The 15,085-nt window shown below is 66.2% G+C and carries 16 protein-coding genes and 1 pseudogene; 6 read left to right on the forward strand and 11 right to left on the reverse strand.

Annotated elements, in window-relative coordinates:
- From ABWP84_RS15500 to ABWP84_RS15525, 6 genes and pseudogenes are all read right to left on the reverse strand, one after another.
- Positions 1-683: pseudogene (locus tag ABWP84_RS15500) on the reverse strand (hypothetical protein); the annotation flags it as partial.
- Positions 684-685: 2 nt separating this feature from the next.
- Complete coding sequence (locus ABWP84_RS15505; protein ID WP_353212949.1) at positions 686-1,255, reverse strand: hypothetical protein; 570 nt, start codon at positions 1,253-1,255, stop codon at positions 686-688.
- Between the two features lie 70 nt (positions 1,256-1,325).
- Positions 1,326-2,162, reverse strand: a complete 837-nt coding sequence (locus ABWP84_RS15510) for a phage capsid protein (protein ID WP_353212950.1) — start codon at positions 2,160-2,162, stop codon at positions 1,326-1,328.
- 200 nt (positions 2,163-2,362) lie between these two features.
- Entirely contained in the window at positions 2,363-3,262 is a 900-nt protein-coding gene (locus ABWP84_RS15515) for a portal protein (RefSeq protein ID WP_353212951.1), read from the reverse strand.
- Between the two features lie 4 nt (positions 3,263-3,266).
- Positions 3,267-4,067: a hypothetical protein gene (locus ABWP84_RS15520; protein WP_353212952.1), complete on the reverse strand. Its 801-nt coding sequence runs from the start codon at positions 4,065-4,067 to the stop codon at positions 3,267-3,269.
- A complete protein-coding gene (locus ABWP84_RS15525; protein ID WP_353212953.1) occupies positions 4,064-4,474 on the reverse strand; it encodes a hypothetical protein in 411 nt (136 codons plus the stop codon). The genes ABWP84_RS15520 and ABWP84_RS15525 overlap by 4 nt, the downstream gene beginning before the upstream one ends.
- A gap of 123 nt (positions 4,475-4,597) precedes the next feature.
- On the opposite strand from ABWP84_RS15525, the gene ABWP84_RS15530 reads away from it, so the two are divergent.
- Positions 4,598-5,245 carry a helix-turn-helix transcriptional regulator gene (locus ABWP84_RS15530; RefSeq protein WP_353212954.1) on the forward strand — a complete coding sequence of 216 codons (648 nt, stop codon included), beginning with the start codon at positions 4,598-4,600 and terminating at the stop codon, positions 5,243-5,245.
- 12 nt (positions 5,246-5,257) lie between these two features.
- Here ABWP84_RS15530 and ABWP84_RS15535 read toward each other — a convergent pair whose 3' ends face one another.
- A complete protein-coding gene (locus tag ABWP84_RS15535) occupies positions 5,258-6,595 on the reverse strand; it encodes an ATP-binding protein (protein WP_353212955.1) in 1,338 nt (445 codons plus the stop codon).
- Positions 6,592-7,308 carry a response regulator gene (locus ABWP84_RS15540; protein ID WP_353212956.1) on the reverse strand — a complete coding sequence of 239 codons (717 nt, stop codon included), beginning with the start codon at positions 7,306-7,308 and terminating at the stop codon, positions 6,592-6,594. Before ABWP84_RS15540 ends, ABWP84_RS15535 begins: the two co-directional genes overlap by 4 nt.
- Before the next feature lie 139 nt (positions 7,309-7,447).
- On the opposite strand from ABWP84_RS15540, the gene ABWP84_RS15545 reads away from it, so the two are divergent.
- From ABWP84_RS15545 to ABWP84_RS15555, 3 genes are read left to right on the forward strand one after another with little or no spacing between them, the layout of a single operon-like run.
- Complete coding sequence (locus ABWP84_RS15545) at positions 7,448-8,467, forward strand: zinc-binding dehydrogenase (protein WP_353212957.1); 1,020 nt, start codon at positions 7,448-7,450, stop codon at positions 8,465-8,467.
- Complete coding sequence (locus ABWP84_RS15550; RefSeq protein ID WP_353212958.1) at positions 8,464-9,363, forward strand: lipid A biosynthesis lauroyl acyltransferase; 900 nt, start codon at positions 8,464-8,466, stop codon at positions 9,361-9,363. Before ABWP84_RS15545 ends, ABWP84_RS15550 begins: the two co-directional genes overlap by 4 nt.
- 12 nt (positions 9,364-9,375) lie before the next feature.
- Positions 9,376-11,220 carry a hypothetical protein gene (locus ABWP84_RS15555; RefSeq protein WP_353212959.1) on the forward strand — a complete coding sequence of 615 codons (1,845 nt, stop codon included), beginning with the start codon at positions 9,376-9,378 and terminating at the stop codon, positions 11,218-11,220.
- A 100-nt stretch (positions 11,221-11,320) separates the two neighbouring features.
- Here the strand turns inward: ABWP84_RS15555 and ABWP84_RS15560 are convergent, their stop codons facing one another.
- Genes ABWP84_RS15560 through ABWP84_RS15570 form a run of 3 tightly spaced genes read right to left on the reverse strand, consistent with a single transcriptional unit; the run spans position 11,321 to position 13,164 of the window.
- Complete coding sequence (locus tag ABWP84_RS15560; RefSeq protein ID WP_353212960.1) at positions 11,321-11,809, reverse strand: cupin domain-containing protein; 489 nt, start codon at positions 11,807-11,809, stop codon at positions 11,321-11,323.
- A gap of 12 nt (positions 11,810-11,821) precedes the next feature.
- Positions 11,822-12,472, reverse strand: coding sequence for a DsbA family oxidoreductase (locus tag ABWP84_RS15565; RefSeq protein ID WP_353212961.1), 651 nt, complete (start codon positions 12,470-12,472; stop codon positions 11,822-11,824).
- A 5-nt stretch (positions 12,473-12,477) separates the two neighbouring features.
- Positions 12,478-13,164, reverse strand: coding sequence for a glutathione S-transferase family protein (locus ABWP84_RS15570; protein ID WP_353212962.1), 687 nt, complete (start codon positions 13,162-13,164; stop codon positions 12,478-12,480).
- A 75-nt stretch (positions 13,165-13,239) separates the two neighbouring features.
- Here ABWP84_RS15570 and pobA point away from each other — a divergent pair, with 75 nt between their 5' ends.
- Positions 13,240-14,418, forward strand: coding sequence for a 4-hydroxybenzoate 3-monooxygenase (pobA, locus tag ABWP84_RS15575; protein WP_353212963.1), 1,179 nt, complete (start codon positions 13,240-13,242; stop codon positions 14,416-14,418).
- Positions 14,419-14,846: 428 nt separating this feature from the next.
- The coding region (locus ABWP84_RS15580; RefSeq protein ID WP_353212964.1) for a hypothetical protein at positions 14,847-15,085 on the forward strand (239 nt) is incomplete at its 3' end.

Below are 15,085 nucleotides of genomic sequence, written 5' to 3' on the forward strand. Positions count from 1 at the left end.
CAGGCCAGCACCTGCTCGGTGCGGTAGAGGGTGAGGGTGGCGAGGCTGCCATCTTCCATCGCCACATGCAGCAGCCGGCGCAGCTGGTCATAGGCCAAGCTGATGGGCGTGTGCATGAGATGGGCCGCCACCAGCGCCAGGTCATTGGCCTGATAGGCCTGCTGGATATCGGTATAGGTGAATTCATAAATGCCGCGGCCGCTGAGGGATATATCGAGGGCGGCGAAGCGATAGGTCGGCACCTCGGTGAATGGCCAATTGCCGATCGTCCAACTGCTATGGCTGCTGCGGGTGATGCGCAGCGGCGCCAGATCAGGGTGGCAGATCAGCAGCGTATCGGCGCTCTGGGTATGGGCCAATTGCGGCAGCATCGCCTCCGTCCAGGGGGCGGCCAGCGAGGTGACCTCCGCATCGCCCATGAAGACCTGCAGCCGGGCGTGGCTGAGCACCAGCAGATAGGTCTGCTCGGTGTTGAACTCAAAGCCGATCAGCCTCGCCGGTCCGGGCAGGGTGGCGATATGGCGCAGCCCCGGCCGGCGGGTGAGCCCGCCGGTTGATTGGATGAAGACATTGCGCAAGAGCCCCGCCCCATTGGCGTAGGCCCGCGTGTCCGGGCGGCCCAGCATGTCGGGCGAGAGTTCGCCGGCGGTGAAGTTCGATTTGAAGGCGCGGCTGGCGGACATGCTCAACCCCTCACCGCGATCAGCGGAAAGTCGCGCATGGCGCGCGGCGTGGCCTGGGCGCTATCGGCATGGCGGGCGGCGCGCAGCTCGGCCTCGGCCTGGCTGAACAGCAGCTGCGCGCGCGAGGTTGCCTCGGTCAGCGGTATGCAGAATTCAGCGGCGAGGCGGGTGGCCAGGGCTGCGGCGAAGAAGGGCGGGAAGGCCGCCTCATCGGGCCGAAAAACATAGGCCAGCACCACCTGCTCGGCATCGCAATGCAGCCGCTCCTCCAAGATGCGATAGCGCAAGCCCTGGCTGGAGCCGGGGCTGCCGGCCGAGAGCACGCGCAAAAACCCCGCGGGCAGTTGGAAGGCGTATTGAAAATCGGCGGTGGGCACCGCGGCCAGGCGCGGCAGGCTCTCCTGGCCCGTGGCGAAGGACCAGGGGTGCAGCGAGAGCATGGCATCACGCGTGGCGGGGTAGAGATTGGCGGCCACCTCAGCCTCGGCGGTGCCTTCGTCGAGCGAGGCGATGGGCTGGGCGCCGATCTTGATCAGCGCGCGCGAGCACAGAGCGAGGGCGGTGAGGGCCATCGGAAACTCCTGACAGGGGAAAGGGGAAGGCGCCCCCGGGGCGGGTGGCCCCGGGGCGCGCTGGCAGGCGTTATTCCTTGGCGCGCATCCGCACAGCACCTTGGCTGTCGATCAGGCTCGCACCCTGGCTCATCATTGAATTGACGAAGAAGGCGGCGCGGTCACCATGCCAGGAGACATCGGTGATGATGTCCGAGGCGGCGGCATGGCCCACCGCCGTCTTGTGGTAGAAATAGCAGTAGCGCAGCGCGCCGATCTTGGTGAGGCCCGAATGCGGCATCCAGGTCGCCCCCAGCCATTGCTTGGCCTGGGTCATGCCCTTCCAGGGCAGGTTGTCCGGGCCAATATAATCGGCATTGGCGAATTCAGGGATCGCCAGCAGCTCGCTCCACTGCTTCCAGCCGACGACGGCGTAGCGATGGCCGTCATCGGGCACATCGGCCGCACCCAGCGCCTGGAAGGCGAGCAGGACCTTGGCCTTGGTCAGCCCGTCATTATCGGTCTCGCCCGTGCCAGTGCCCAGCGCCTCATTGGTGGAGGTGTCGAGGGCGGCGATGATCAGCTCATCGCTTTTGAGGCCCAGCGCATAGGCGCCGGCATTGGCAACGACGGCGCGCTCGTCGAGGTTGGTTTTCAACTCGTCGAATTTGTCGATCCAGTCGCCGGCGTAATGATCCTGCAAAAAGCATTCGACGCTGGTGTGGTCGAGGTTCATCACCGGCACGATGCCATTGCGTGACTTTGCTGAGGCGGTGCCGCTGCCGATCTTCTGGAACACCGTGGAGGCGCCGCGAATATCGGTCTTCGAGCGCACGGTGTTGCGCAGGCGGCTGCCCTGGCGCTGATAGGCCTCCTGCACTTCAACCTGGTACTGCTTGACGAAAGCCTGGTCGATCGATGTGGACACCGGCTTCTCCTTTGCTGTGTGGCGTGGTGGGGGGGGGTGGCCTGCGGCGCGGTTGGCCCTGGCGGGGCCGCGTCTTGGCCGGCATCGCGCGCCCAGGGGGCTGGGTTATGCGCGAGCAATAGGGGGTGCCCGCCGGCGCGAAGGGGATGGCGCGCTGGCGGGCACCGGGGGCGAGCCCGGTAGAGGGAGGGGTACCGGGCTCAAGCCCCGCGGCCAGGCGCGACCCGCGCTGCCTGGCCGTCTGGGGGGCTGAGCGTCTGATGCGGCCGGGGCTGGATCAGCCCCGCATCGCGATCTTCGTTCAGCCATTCACCAATTTGCGGAAGCCTTCCGTTGCCCACCGGGCCGCGGCCATAGATCTCGCCAGGCGCCTTCAGCCAGCGAAAGGCGATGAAGGGGCTCTCGGCAAAGCCACCCTGCGCCAGCAGCATGGGCGTATCGCCATCCAGCACGGCGGCGTAGCGGGTGCCATTGCTGTCGGGCCAGACCGCCTCGACCACGCGATAGGTCTGGCCGCCGCCATCATGCTTCACCATGGCCTCGGGCAGTTCGGCGAAGGGAAAGCGGCGCAGAATCTCGGCCATATCCTGCCGGGTTTCGCGGAAGATCGTGGTGAGCCGGCCGGAGGGGCCCTCCTCCAGCACCGCCGACATGATGGGAATGGCGGTGAAGCGCAGCGCCGAGGCCTCACCCAGCGGTGCCTCCTCCACCATGATCACCCCGGTGCCGGTGATGACCAGATCGAGAAAGGCCTGGTGCATCTCGATGGCGAAATTCGAGCGGTCAAAGGCGGTTTGCAGGATGCGGGTGGTGCCCTCCAGCGCAAAGGCCATGGCCGGGCCGGCCTCGGTTTCGGCCATGGCATCGGCGGGGGCCAGGCCAAACCAGCGCGACCAGGGCGGGGTAAGCTCGGCCAGCAGCGAGGCGGCCAATTGCTCGGCCGCGTCGGCGGCGGTGGCATCATAGAGGCTGGCCTGCAGATCATGGCGCGGCAGCACATGATCATAGGCGTCACGCCAGCTGCTTTCATGCGGGCGGCGGCGGTCGAGAGCGCGGGCCTGGCGGGCCAGAATTTCACCGGGGGAAATGGCCTGGGTCATGGCGTTATTCCCCCAGCAGCGATTTGCGGGGCAGGCCGGTCGGCCGCGGGTCCAGCACACCACGGGGCGATGTGACGATGGTGCCCTGGATACCGCGCCGGGCGCGATTTCGGGTCTCGCTTGCCGTGGCCTGGACCACATCGGCCGCGGCCGGTGCGATGGGCTGCGGCGGGGGCACTGGCGGGTCGACACGAACCGGCTTTGGCGCTTTCAAAAGGCTGCCCATCGGCGTCTCTCTCCTCGGCATCGGGGACGAAAAAAAGGCCAGCACCCGCGTGAGCGGGCCTGGCCGGGTGTGATGGTGATGGTGATGGCGTAGCGGGGTCGATCCGGGCGCAACTCGCCCGTTGATGAGATTGTGATAGCCCAGGCCCGCACCGATTGTCAAGCTTTTTTTCCTTTTATGCGGTTGTGCCTCAAGTGCGCGATACAACCCATTCGGCGTGAGCGCGAAGGGGGCCGCATCCCCCAGCAGGGCCCGGCAGAGGCCCACGCAATTCATCGGCAGCATGCTGGGCAGCAGACAGGGGCGGGCCCGCCCGGCTGGGAATGGCCCCAAGGGGTTGAGCCCCGCGCGGCGGTAAAACGCCGGAAGATCGAAATCCGCCGGCACATCCACCCGGCCCAGCACCAGGCAGCCGGCGAGCGGGTCCATCACCAGCCAGCCCGAATCATCGTGCAAAGCGGCGAAGCAATGCCGAAAGCCAGGCCGCAGCAGGCGCTGCCAGGCCATATCCGCCCCGCCCCCGAAGATGATCCAAACCTGCTGGCGCTGCGCCGTGGCGCGGTGGGAGGGGCGAATCATGGCCGCAGGCTGGTGACCGTGGCAAAGCCCGGACCCACCACTATCCCTTTGATTCGCAGAGGCCATTCCAGCCGCGACAAGGCCTCGCGCCACAGCGCGGCATCACCACGCTCGCTCGGCGCATGCGGGTTGGGTGAATAGCCCCGTTCCCCCCAGCGGCGCAGCACCCCGCCATGGCTGAGGTCGATACGGCGTTGGCGATAAAGCCGGTCGAGGCAGCGCACCACATCATCGGGCTCGCAGGGGCGGATGGCGCTGCCGCGGCCAGCCACGATGCGCGCACCATCTTGCCGCGCAACCAGGGCGGCCATGGTCCAAAACCACGCCTCCTCGGCGCTGCGAAAGGGTTCGGATTGGGTGATGGAATGCAGCACGGGGCTATGCTGTGGGCGGGGGGCGATGGCCATGGGGGGGATGTCCTCTTCCTGGAACGAAACCAGAACTTAAACTTTAGGTTGTATGCATTGCAAGAGCGAAAGCGTGTTATTTTCCTATTGCATCCAGAATCAACACCTAGGATAATCACCCTCATGCGACATGATGACGTCTGGCGGGCGATCGACGCCATCGCCGCTGAAAATGGCCTCTCGGCGTCCGGCCTCGCCCGACGCTCAGGGCTCGACCCGACCGCCTTCAACCCATCCAAACGGATAGGGCCCGACGGCCGCGCCCGGTGGCCCTCCACCGAGAGTGTGGCCAAGGTGCTCGCCGCCACCGGCACCGGGGTGGATAGTTTTGCCGCCCTGGTCTCCGGCCAGGCGCCCAATATGGCGCGCCCACGCGGCGGCTCCGCCCGGCGCATCCCGCTCATCGGCCTGGCCCAGGCCGGTGGTGATGGCTTCTTCGATGATGCAGGCTTTCCGGTCGGTGGCAGCTGGGATGAGATTTCCGGCCCCGATGTGGCCGATCAGAACGCCTATGCCCTGGAAATTTCAGGCGAATCCATGGAGCCTGTGTTCCGTGATGGCGATATGGTCATCGTCTCGCCAGGCGCGCCGGTGCGCCGGGGGGACCGTGTGGTGGTGCGCACCAAGCTCGGCGAGGTGATGGCCAAGCAATTGATCCGCCAAAGCGCCAAGCGGATTGAACTGCAAAGCCTCAACCCAGCCCATCCCAATTACAATTTCGATCTGTCGGAGGTGGCCTGGCTTCACCGCATCGTCTGGGCCAGCCAGTAAGGCTGGGCGCCTTCAGGACGCGGCGGGCAGGGTAATCAGGGCCGCAAGCCCGCCCTCCCGGCGGTTGCGCAGCGTCACATCGCCGCCATGGGCGCGCAGGATGTTGCGGGCGATGGTCAGTCCGAGGCCACTGCCGCCGGTTTCGCGGTTGCGGCTGCCCTCCAGCCGGCGGAAGGGCTGGAAAGCGGTTTCCAGATCACTTTCCGGGATGCCCGGGCCATGATCCTCGATGCTGATTCGCGCGGCATCGGCCTCGTTGGCCAGCTTCAGCCGGGCATCACCGCCATAGGCCAGGGCATTGCCCACAAGATTGGCCAGCGCCCGCTTCAGCGCGGCCGGGCGGCCTTGGGCGCGCAGCCGCTCCGGCCCTTCATAGATGATCCCATCGGCCTTATCGGGGGCGGTATCGGCGGCCTCATCCAGCACCGTCTGGCACAGCGCGGCGAGGTCGAAGGCCACCGAAGGCTCGGTTGCCGCATCATCCCGGGCGAAGGCCAGGGTTGCATTGATCATCGCCTCCATCTCACTGAGATCGGCCAGCATTTTGCGGCGCTGGTCATCATCCTCCATGAATTCCGCGCGCAGCCTTAGCCGGGTGATGGGCGTGCGCAGATCATGGCCGATGGCGGCCAGCATCTGGGTGCGGTCATCGACGAAGCGACGGATGCGGCTGGCCATGGTGTTGAAGGCGCGCGCGGCGGTGGCCGTCTCGCTCGGCCCTTCCTCGGGCAAGGGGGGCGCATTGACGTTGCGGCCCAGCGCATCGGCTGCGGCCGCCAGCGCCGCCACCGGCCGAATCATCCGCCGCACACCCCAAAGAATCAGCGCCACCGCACAGCCGCTCATCGCAATGAAGGCGGCCAGGAAGGTATCACTATGCCAGGGCCGGGCATGGGGGGGCTGCACCCGCAGATTGAGCCAGCCGCCATCGATGAAGCGCATGGAGAGCACGAAACCATCGGGGGGGATGCCGGCCACCAAAATCTCCCGCGGCCGGAATCGGGCGGGGCCAAAGGAGGGCGGCGGGCCATTGAGGCGGAAGCGATGGGCCACATGCTCATTGACCGGCGGCATACCGGCCCGCACGGCTGTCTGCGCGTCAAAACTGGCCGTCATGCCCGCAGGCATCTCCAGATCAGCCAGGAAGGCAGCCCGGCGCTCGGGTGGCATCACCACCATGTTGCGCCACAGCGCAAAGCCGCGCCCGGCGATCTCGCGCGACTGGATGATGGATTGCAGCTCCACCCGGTCCAGCGCATGGATCGTCAGCCCCGCCGCCTGCACGATGAGCAGCCCAATCAGCAGCAGCAGCGCAGTGCGCCCGGCGAGGCTGCGTGGCCAGAGCGTCACGCCCTTTCGACCGTGGTGGAAAGCACATAGCCGCCACCACGCACCGTCTTGATCAGATTGGGGTTGCGGCCATCATCCTCCAGCTTGCGGCGCAGGCGTGAGACGGCGACATCGATCGCCCGGTCAAACGGCCCGGCCTGACGGCCACGCAGCAGGTCCATCAACATATCCCGCGTCAGGATGCGATTGGGCCTTTCGACCAGCGCTGCCAGCAATTCATACTCGCCACCGGTCAGCGGCACCTCGGCGCCATCGGGGTTGAGCAGGCGCCGCCGTCCGGGCTCCAAGACCCAGCCGGCGAATTGGATGGGCCGCGCATCGGCCTCCAGCGCCGGCCCCTCGCCACTGGTGCGGCGGAGGATGGCGCGGATGCGCGCCAGCAATTCCCGCGGGTTGAAGGGTTTTTGCACATAATCATCAGCGCCCAGCTCCAGGCCGACGATCCTGTCCGTCTCCTCGGCCATCGCGGTCAGCATCAGGATGGGCACATTGGACTGGCTGCGCAGCCAGCGGGCGAAATCGAGGCCCGGTTCGCCGGGCATCATCAAATCCAGCACCACGATATGATACCGCCCCAACGGCCAGAGCCTGCGCGCCTCGCGCGCATCGCGCGCGGCGGAGACCCGCATCCCCTGCTTTTCGAGGAAACGGCTCAGGAGTTCACGGATTTCGCGGTCGTCATCGACCACGAGGATATGCGGCTGTGCGTCCATGGCTGTTACAATAGGCCAATTGGGCGCCGATGCTCAGCGCCAAATCACCCGCTTCATTGCAGCATGTTGCGGCAGCCCTCCCGGTATCAATTTGTTGCTTACGGTTCCCGCGCGGCAAAATTCGGTCTATCGCCCCCCCATGCGCGCACTCCGACTCTTCACCGAACGTGACCTCCGCCTGGCCGAGATTGAGCCACCACCTCCACCCGGGCCCGGCGAGGTGCGGCTGCGGGTTCGGGCGGTGGCGCTCAACCATATCGACCTTTGGGGCTTTCGCGGCATGGCATTCGCCAAGCGCGTCCTGCCCATCACCGTGGGTGTGGAGGCGGTGGGCGAGGTGATGGGCTGCGGCGAGGGTGTGAGCCTGCCGTTGGGTGGGCTCATGGTGCCCTATGGCGCCATCACCTGCGGCACCTGCCCGGCCTGCCGCTCGGGCCAGGATAATCTGTGCGAAAGCATCGCCGGCCTGCGCGGCTTTCACGTCGATGGCTTCGCGCAGGAGGAGGTGAATGTCCCCGCCCGGCTCTGCGTGGCCGTGCCCAAGGGCGTCTCGGCCGAGGATGCCAGCACCGCCGCCGTCACCTATGCAACCGTGCAGCACATGCTGTTCGACAATGCGAAATTGCAGCCGGGTGAGACCATCGTGGTCCATGCGGTGGGTTCGGGCATTGGCACCATCGCGGTGCGCATGGCCAAGGCCATGGGCTGCACAATCATCGGCACCATCGGCTCCGAGGGCAAGCGCGCGGCGGCCGAGGCGCTGGGCGTGGACCATGTGGTGAACTACGCCACCGACCGTTTCGAGAGCCTGGCCCGGCGGGTGACCAATAAGCGCGGCGTGGATGTGGTGTTCGAGCATGTCGGCGCCTCCACCTGGGCGGCCTCGCTGCTGTCGCTGCGCATGGGCGGGCGGCTGGTCACCTGCGGCTCGACCTCGGGCGTCTCGGCCGAGACCAATCTGATGATGCTGTTCCAGCGCCAATTGCGGATTTTCGGCAGTTTTGGCGCGCCTATCCGCTGCGTGGCCGAGGGGCTGGAGAAGATGGCGGGCGGCATCACGCCGGTGATCGACAGCGTGCTGCCGCTGGAGCGCTTCGCCGAGGGTCTGGCGCGGCTGGAAGAGCGAAAAGTCTTCGGCAAGGTGGTCATTACCCTGTGAAGCCCTGGCTGGTTCTCGCCGGCGAGTGGCTTCTCGCCATGCTGGTGCGTGGCATGTATCTGGTGATGCGGGCCATGGGGTCGCGCTTTGGGCCCGCGATGGGTGCTGCCGTGGCGCGCGGGATCGGGCCCCTCACCCCCACCCATCGCATCGCCCTGGCCAATCTGCGCCTCGCATTCCCTGAGCGGGACGAGGCCTGGATTGCCGCCACCGCCCGCGAGGCTTGGGATAATCTCGGCCGCACCGCCTGCGAATATGTCCATTTGCCGGCCATCATGGCGGGCACCACGCCGCAGGGCCTCGGCCCCCGGCTGGAATGCGATGCGGCCACCGAGGCGCTATTCCTGCAATTGCATGCGATGGCCCGCCCGGTGCTGGTCTTTGGCGCGCATCTGGCCAATTGGGAATTGCCCGCCGTGGTCTCGCACGCCATCGCGCAAAACTCCGCGATCCTCTACCGCACGCCCAATAACCGCTTCATCGCCGCCGATATCACCGCTATGCGCGAGCCTATGATGGGCAAGCTGATCCCCGCCGGTGTGGCAGCGCCAATCCGCATGGCCGAGGCGCTCTATGCCGGCGTCAATCTGGGCATGCTGATCGACCAGCGTTTCGGCCGCGGGCCGATAGTGCCATTCTTTGGCCATCCGGTGGCGGCCAATCCCTTCATCGCGCGGCTGGCCGGGCGGTTTGGCGCGCCGGTCTATGGCATGCGCACCATCCGGCTGGGCCAGGGGCGGTTTCGCATAGCCCTTGAAGGGCCCTTTGAATTGCCGCGTGACGCCAGCGGCCGGGTGGATGTGACCGCAGCCACCGCCTTGCTCAACCATGTCATCGAGGGTTGGGTCCGCGAATATCCCGGACAATGGCTCTGGATGCATCGGCGCTGGCGCTGAATGGCGGGGCTGTTGCGCTGGCTCGCGGTCGCAGCGCTCGCCCTGGCGGTTTCCTATAGCTTCAACAATTCGCCGGTTTTCCTGCAATTCAGCGTCCAGGCCGATACGCTCTACCCGGCGCTGCTGGCGGAGGAATTGCGCGCGGATCTGGGGGCTGCGCTGCGCTTCACGCCCTCGCGCACCCCGAGTTTCCTGCCCGATCTGCTGGTGGCGGTCACCATCGATGCCGTGACGGGCAGTTGGCGGCTGGCCTTCTGGCTGCTGGGGGCGGCGGCTTTCATCCTGCTGGCCGGGCTGGGCGGGGGGATTGCTGCGCTGATCACTGGCCGCCGGCTGGGCGCCTGCGCCCTCACCTTGGCGCTGCCGATGGCGCTGCTGCTGCTCGCCGGGTTGGGCTTTCACCTTTGGGCCTCGGGCGAGCAGCGCCCGATGGAGGTGTTTGACGCCCATCTCCCGGTCAACCCGCAAACCCTGCTGATGCTGCCCATCTGGCATGGCGGGGGCTTCCTCATTGGTCTTGGCGTGGTGGCCCTGGCCTGGCGCAGCGTCTGCCATAATGGCTCGGCCTGGCTACTGGTGGGGCTGCTGATTCTCAGCGCCGGGGCGGCGGCCTCGAACATCATCACCATCGCCCATGCCGTTCTGCCGGCAATGATCGCCCTGGCCGATGGGGTCTGGCGCGGTGCCATCCGGCGGCGCGTGGCCGCCCTGGGCGCGGCCATGGCCATGGCGCTGGGGGCGGGGTTGGGCGTCTGGCTCGGATCGCTCTCCAAGCGCATGGATCTGCCGCTCACGCCCTCGCAGGGCTGGGGCGAGGCGGCATGGGCTGCCATCCTCGCCCTGCCAGGCCAGCCGGTGATCTTGGCCATGCTGCTGGCCGCACTGCCCCTTGCCTGGGCCTTCCTCTCGCCCCGCCGGGCATCGGCCTTGCTGCCCCCGGCTGCCCAGCCCGCGGCGCTGCGCTTTTTTATTGTGGTGGCCGCCGCCGCCTGCAGCGCGGCGCTGCTGATCAGCATGGCGCTTTATGCCGGGCCGATGAGCTGGCGCTACGCCATGCCGCTGGCCTGGTGGCCGGTGATTCTGGGCGCCGCCTTCCTACCGCCGCGCGCATGGCTCTGGCCGGCCTGGCTGCTCGCAGGCGGGGTGGCGGCGGCCCAGGGCGGCAGCAGCCCGGCCATTATGCGCTGGCAGCACCCCGCCACCGCCTGCCTGGATGCGGCTGACCCTGGCATGCAATGGCGCGCGGGGCTCGCAGCCTATTGGCATGCCCGCACCATCGCAGCGACGGGCGGCTGGCGGCGACAGGTGGAATCCACCGATTTCGGCGATGCCCGGCCGCTTTTATGGATCGCCGACCCGCGCAGCCATGTTCAGGCCCGCCATGGAACGCCGGGCACGCCGCCGCCCTATCGCTTCATCTACATGGCCGGCATCGACGCCGAAGCCATCACCGCCATCCATGGCCCGCCAGAGCGTATTCTGCCCTGCGGCGATACGCCGATCTGGGTTTTTCCGCCCGATTGGCAGCCGATGAATTGGTTGATCGCCATGGCCGACCCGCTGGTGCCTGAGGCGCTGGCCATTGGCCGGCAAGTCTGCATCGCCCCCGCGCGCGTCTCCGCCGAAGGCCTGGTGCTCGATCTCCCCCCCGGCGCCTTTCGCATTGCGCTGACCGGGGAGGCGCGGCTGCGGCTGAGCGATGCACACAGCGGTGCGCCACTGGGCGAGGTGGCGCCACTGGCCGAGATCACCCTCAGGCGCGCAACCCGGCTGCGGATCAGCCCTGTGGATGCAGCACCGCTGCAAAGCCTGGTGATTGCACCAGCGCGGCCAGCGCCAATCCCCGCTTCCTGTTAGAGCCTGTTTCGTTCGCCTTGGCTCACTGCATAGGCTCCAAGTATTTGTTTATTTTATATCTTTATCCGCTTAAGCGATTCCGTTTGAGCGGATGATGCTCCTAGCTCTTATGGATCGGATCAATCCACTTCACCGCCTCAGGCTTCTCCACCGGCTCAATATCAAGATTAACCACCACCGCCTCATTGTCGCTGCGCACCAGCACACATTGCAGTGTCTCATCGGTGGAGGCGTTGATCTCCTGATGCGGCACATAGGGCGGCACAAAGATGAAATCGCCAGGCCCCGCCTCGGCGACATATTCCAAATTCTCACCCCAGCGCATCCGGGCACGGCCGGAGACGATATAGATCACGCTCTCCAAGGCACCATGATGATGCGCGCCAGTCTTGGCATTGGGGTGGATATGCACCGTGCCGGCCCAGATTTTCTGCGCGCCAACCCGGGCGAGGTTGATGGCGGCGGCGCGGTTCATGCCGGGGGACTGCGCGGTGTTGCTGTCCAGGCTATCGCCGGGGATGACCCGCACGCCGGAATGTTTCCAGCCATCGGGGGGCGTGTCGTGGCTGTGATGGCCATCATGGGGCATGGTTGAGCTCCTTCATGGTGTTGGCAGCAAGCCTTTTTCCCGCAGCAGCGCCTCACCGCGGCGAAAGGCGGCGGCCATCTGCGCCGGCGGCATGGCTCCGCTGAACAGGATATGGCCGGCCAGCGCAAAGCTGGGAACGCCATTAATGCCCATCCGGCGGAAATTCGCATCCTCGGCCAGCACCTCATCCTCGCATTCATTCGAGGCAAGGAAACCTGCCGCATCCAGCCCCAGCGTGGCCGCCAGTTCAGTCAGCACCGCATCATCGCCAATATCGCGGCCCTGCTGGAAATAGGCCTGGAACATCGCATCGACCATGGCATTTTGCTGGCCATGCCGGTCGGCGAATTTTGCCAACCGATGCGCCTGCACCGTATTGGGCGTGCGCTTTTGCAGGTCCATCCGCAATGTGAGGCCCGAGGCAGCGCCCGAGGCCGCCACCTGCGCGTCCAATTCCTGTGAGCGGGCGAGGCTGCCGAATTTCTGCGTGCGATAGGCCGCCCGCTCCACGCCGGCGCGCGGCATGTCGGGGTTGAGCTGATAGGGGTGCCAATGGATATCGGCGGCCCAGCCCAGCTCCTCCAGCGCGGCGGCCAGATTGGCCCGGCCGATCCAGCACCAGGGGCAGATCGCGTCGGAGACGATATCAATGCGCATCGTCATCGCATTCATGGCGCATAGCCCTTGGCTGCCATGGCCATGCCGCCAAACAGGCCAAAGCCGCGCTCGCGCCAGGCATGCACCGGGTCGTCGCTGGCCAGCAGCTTGAAATCGCTCACGCAGCGCGCCCATTGCAGGCTGCCCAGCACGATATAATCGGCATAATTGGGCGCATCGCCGCCAATCCAGGCTTGCTTGGCCAGGATCATCCGCAGCGGTTGCAGCACCTTGCGAAAGGCCGGCAATTCCGCCTCGCGGCCGGCCTGCACCGCCTCCAGGCTCATCCCGAAGCGCGCCTCGCGGCTTTGCCGGAAATAGGCCTGGTCATCCGGCCCCAGGCAGGCATGGATATCCAGCACCACCAGCCGGGCCAGGGCAGGGTGCAGCACGCCATCGGCCCATGCATTGATGAAGCGCACCGGCCCGGGCGCGCCGCCGAAGAGGCTCGGCCGGCCCGGATACTGCGCCTCCAGCCATTCGGCGATGGTCCATGAATCGCTCAGCACCGTATCGCCATCGACCAGCACCGGCACCGAGGCCTGGCCGGAAAAGGCCAGCCGCTCCTTCTCGGTGAAGCGCCAGGGCGTGCCCTCCACCTCCAGGCCCTTATGGGCCAGGGCCAGGCGCGTGCGCCAGCAAAACGGGCTGAAGCGCTGCTCCGGATCGGCCCCGGCCAGTTCGTAAAGGGTTCTCATCGCCCACACCTCTGTTGCGTCTTTCTCATTGTAGGGCCATTTCGCTGAGAGCAGGAATTGGGTCAGGGCTGGGTTGTGCGCACGCAGGTTGGCATTATTGGCGCGGGGCCGGCCGGGCTGCTGCTCGCCCGCCTATTGCAGGCCCGCGGCGTGGATTGTGTCGTGCTCGAAGCGCGCGACCGCGCCTATGTCGAAGGCCGCATCCGTGCCGGGCTGCTGGAGCAGGGCAGCGTTGATACCCTCACCGAGGCGGGCGTGGCCGAGCGCCTGCACCGCGAAGGCCTCGCACATGACGGGCTGGAACTGCGCTTCGAGGGTGAGAACCACCGCATCGACCTCGCCGCCATCACCGGCAAGCGGGTCACCATCTATGGCCAGCAGGAGGTGGTGAAGGACCTCATCGCCCAGCGCCTGGCCGATGGCCTGCCGCTGATCTTCGAGGCCGAGGGCGTCGCCGTGCACGACATCGCCAGCAACCGCCCCAGCATCACCTGGCGCGAGAATGGCACGGCCCGGCGGCTCGAATGCGACATCATCGCCGGCTGCGATGGCTTTCACGGCATTTGCCGCGCCGCAATCCCTGCCGCCGATCTCACAATCTTTGACCGCATCTACCCCTTCGCCTGGTTGGGCATCCTGGCCGAGGCCGCGCCGGCCAGCCATGAACTCATCTATGCCCGCCACGCCGATGGCTTCGCCCTCGCCACCATGCGCAGCGAGAGCCTGAGCCGGATGTATGTGCAATGCGCCCCCGATGAGGATTTGGCGCAATGGTCCGATGCGCGGATTTGGGACGCCTTGCACCGCCGCCTCGCCCGCCATGGCCTGCCCAGCCAGGTCAATGAAGGGCGGATCATCCAAAAGGGCGTCACCGCCATGCGCAGCTTCGTCGCCGAGCCCATGCGCTTCGGCCGCCTCTTCCTCGCCGGTGATGCCGCCCATATCGTGCCGCCCACCGGCGCCAAGGGGATGAATCTGGCCATTGCCGATGTGCGCATCCTCGCCGCCGCCCTCGCCGCATTTTTCGCCGGGCGGGGCGAGGCGCTGATGGATGATTACAGCCGGCTCTGCCTGGAGCGAATCTGGAAGGTACAGCGCTTCTCCTGGTGGATGACCCAGATGCTGCATCGCGGCGATATGAATGACGGTTTTGAGCATCGCGTGCAGGTGGCCGAGCTGCGCTACCTCTGCGGCAGTGACGCCGCCCGCGCCACCCTGGCGGAGAATTACGTGGGCCTGCCCTACGCGATGTAGCGCGGCACCCGGCTAGGATGCGCAGGCTGCTGAAAAGCGAGCGGTGCGCTGAAGTAAAATCGAGGGGCTTTGCCCCTCGAGCACCCCAGCAGGAAACTTAGTTTCCTGCACCTTCGTTTGATTTATTTAATTATCATTGTTTTATATCATATAAATATTATAAATGAAAAATATTTTTATGTTTGTAGTGAGCCTTCTCTACAAGGGCAGGCTCTAAAAATATCAAAGCTCCAGGAAAATCCTCGATATATATGTCGACCCTGCTGGGAGAGCGCGATCGGGCAAAGCCCTTTCGTTCTTTTTCTCCGCATCAGCGTTTTTCCGCCTCCTGCTGGGCAAGGCAGCGCCGAAAAAACATGCTATGGAATTTGTGGCGTGGCCCTCATGGTCGCCATGCGTGCTTCCGCCATGTTGGAGTGTCGATGGGCATGAATGGTGATGATCACCCCGCCACCAGGGCTGGCCTGCTGGCATTATTGGCCCGCCACCTGCCGCCGGGCCTGATGATCGCGTTGGATGGCCCCCCCCCCGAAGGCCTGCTCCGTCACTTTCCTCAGGCGCGGCTCGCCACTCTGCCCGATGCCATGGATGACGGCGCGCCCGCGCCCATCGACTTGCTGCTCCACCCCGAAGACACCGCCTTGGGCGATACGCAACCGGCCCTATG

The sequence above is a fragment of the Rhodovarius sp. genome (genome assembly GCF_040399605.1).
In the GTDB taxonomy this organism is placed as follows: domain Bacteria; phylum Pseudomonadota; class Alphaproteobacteria; order Acetobacterales; family Acetobacteraceae; genus Rhodovarius; species Rhodovarius crocodyli_A.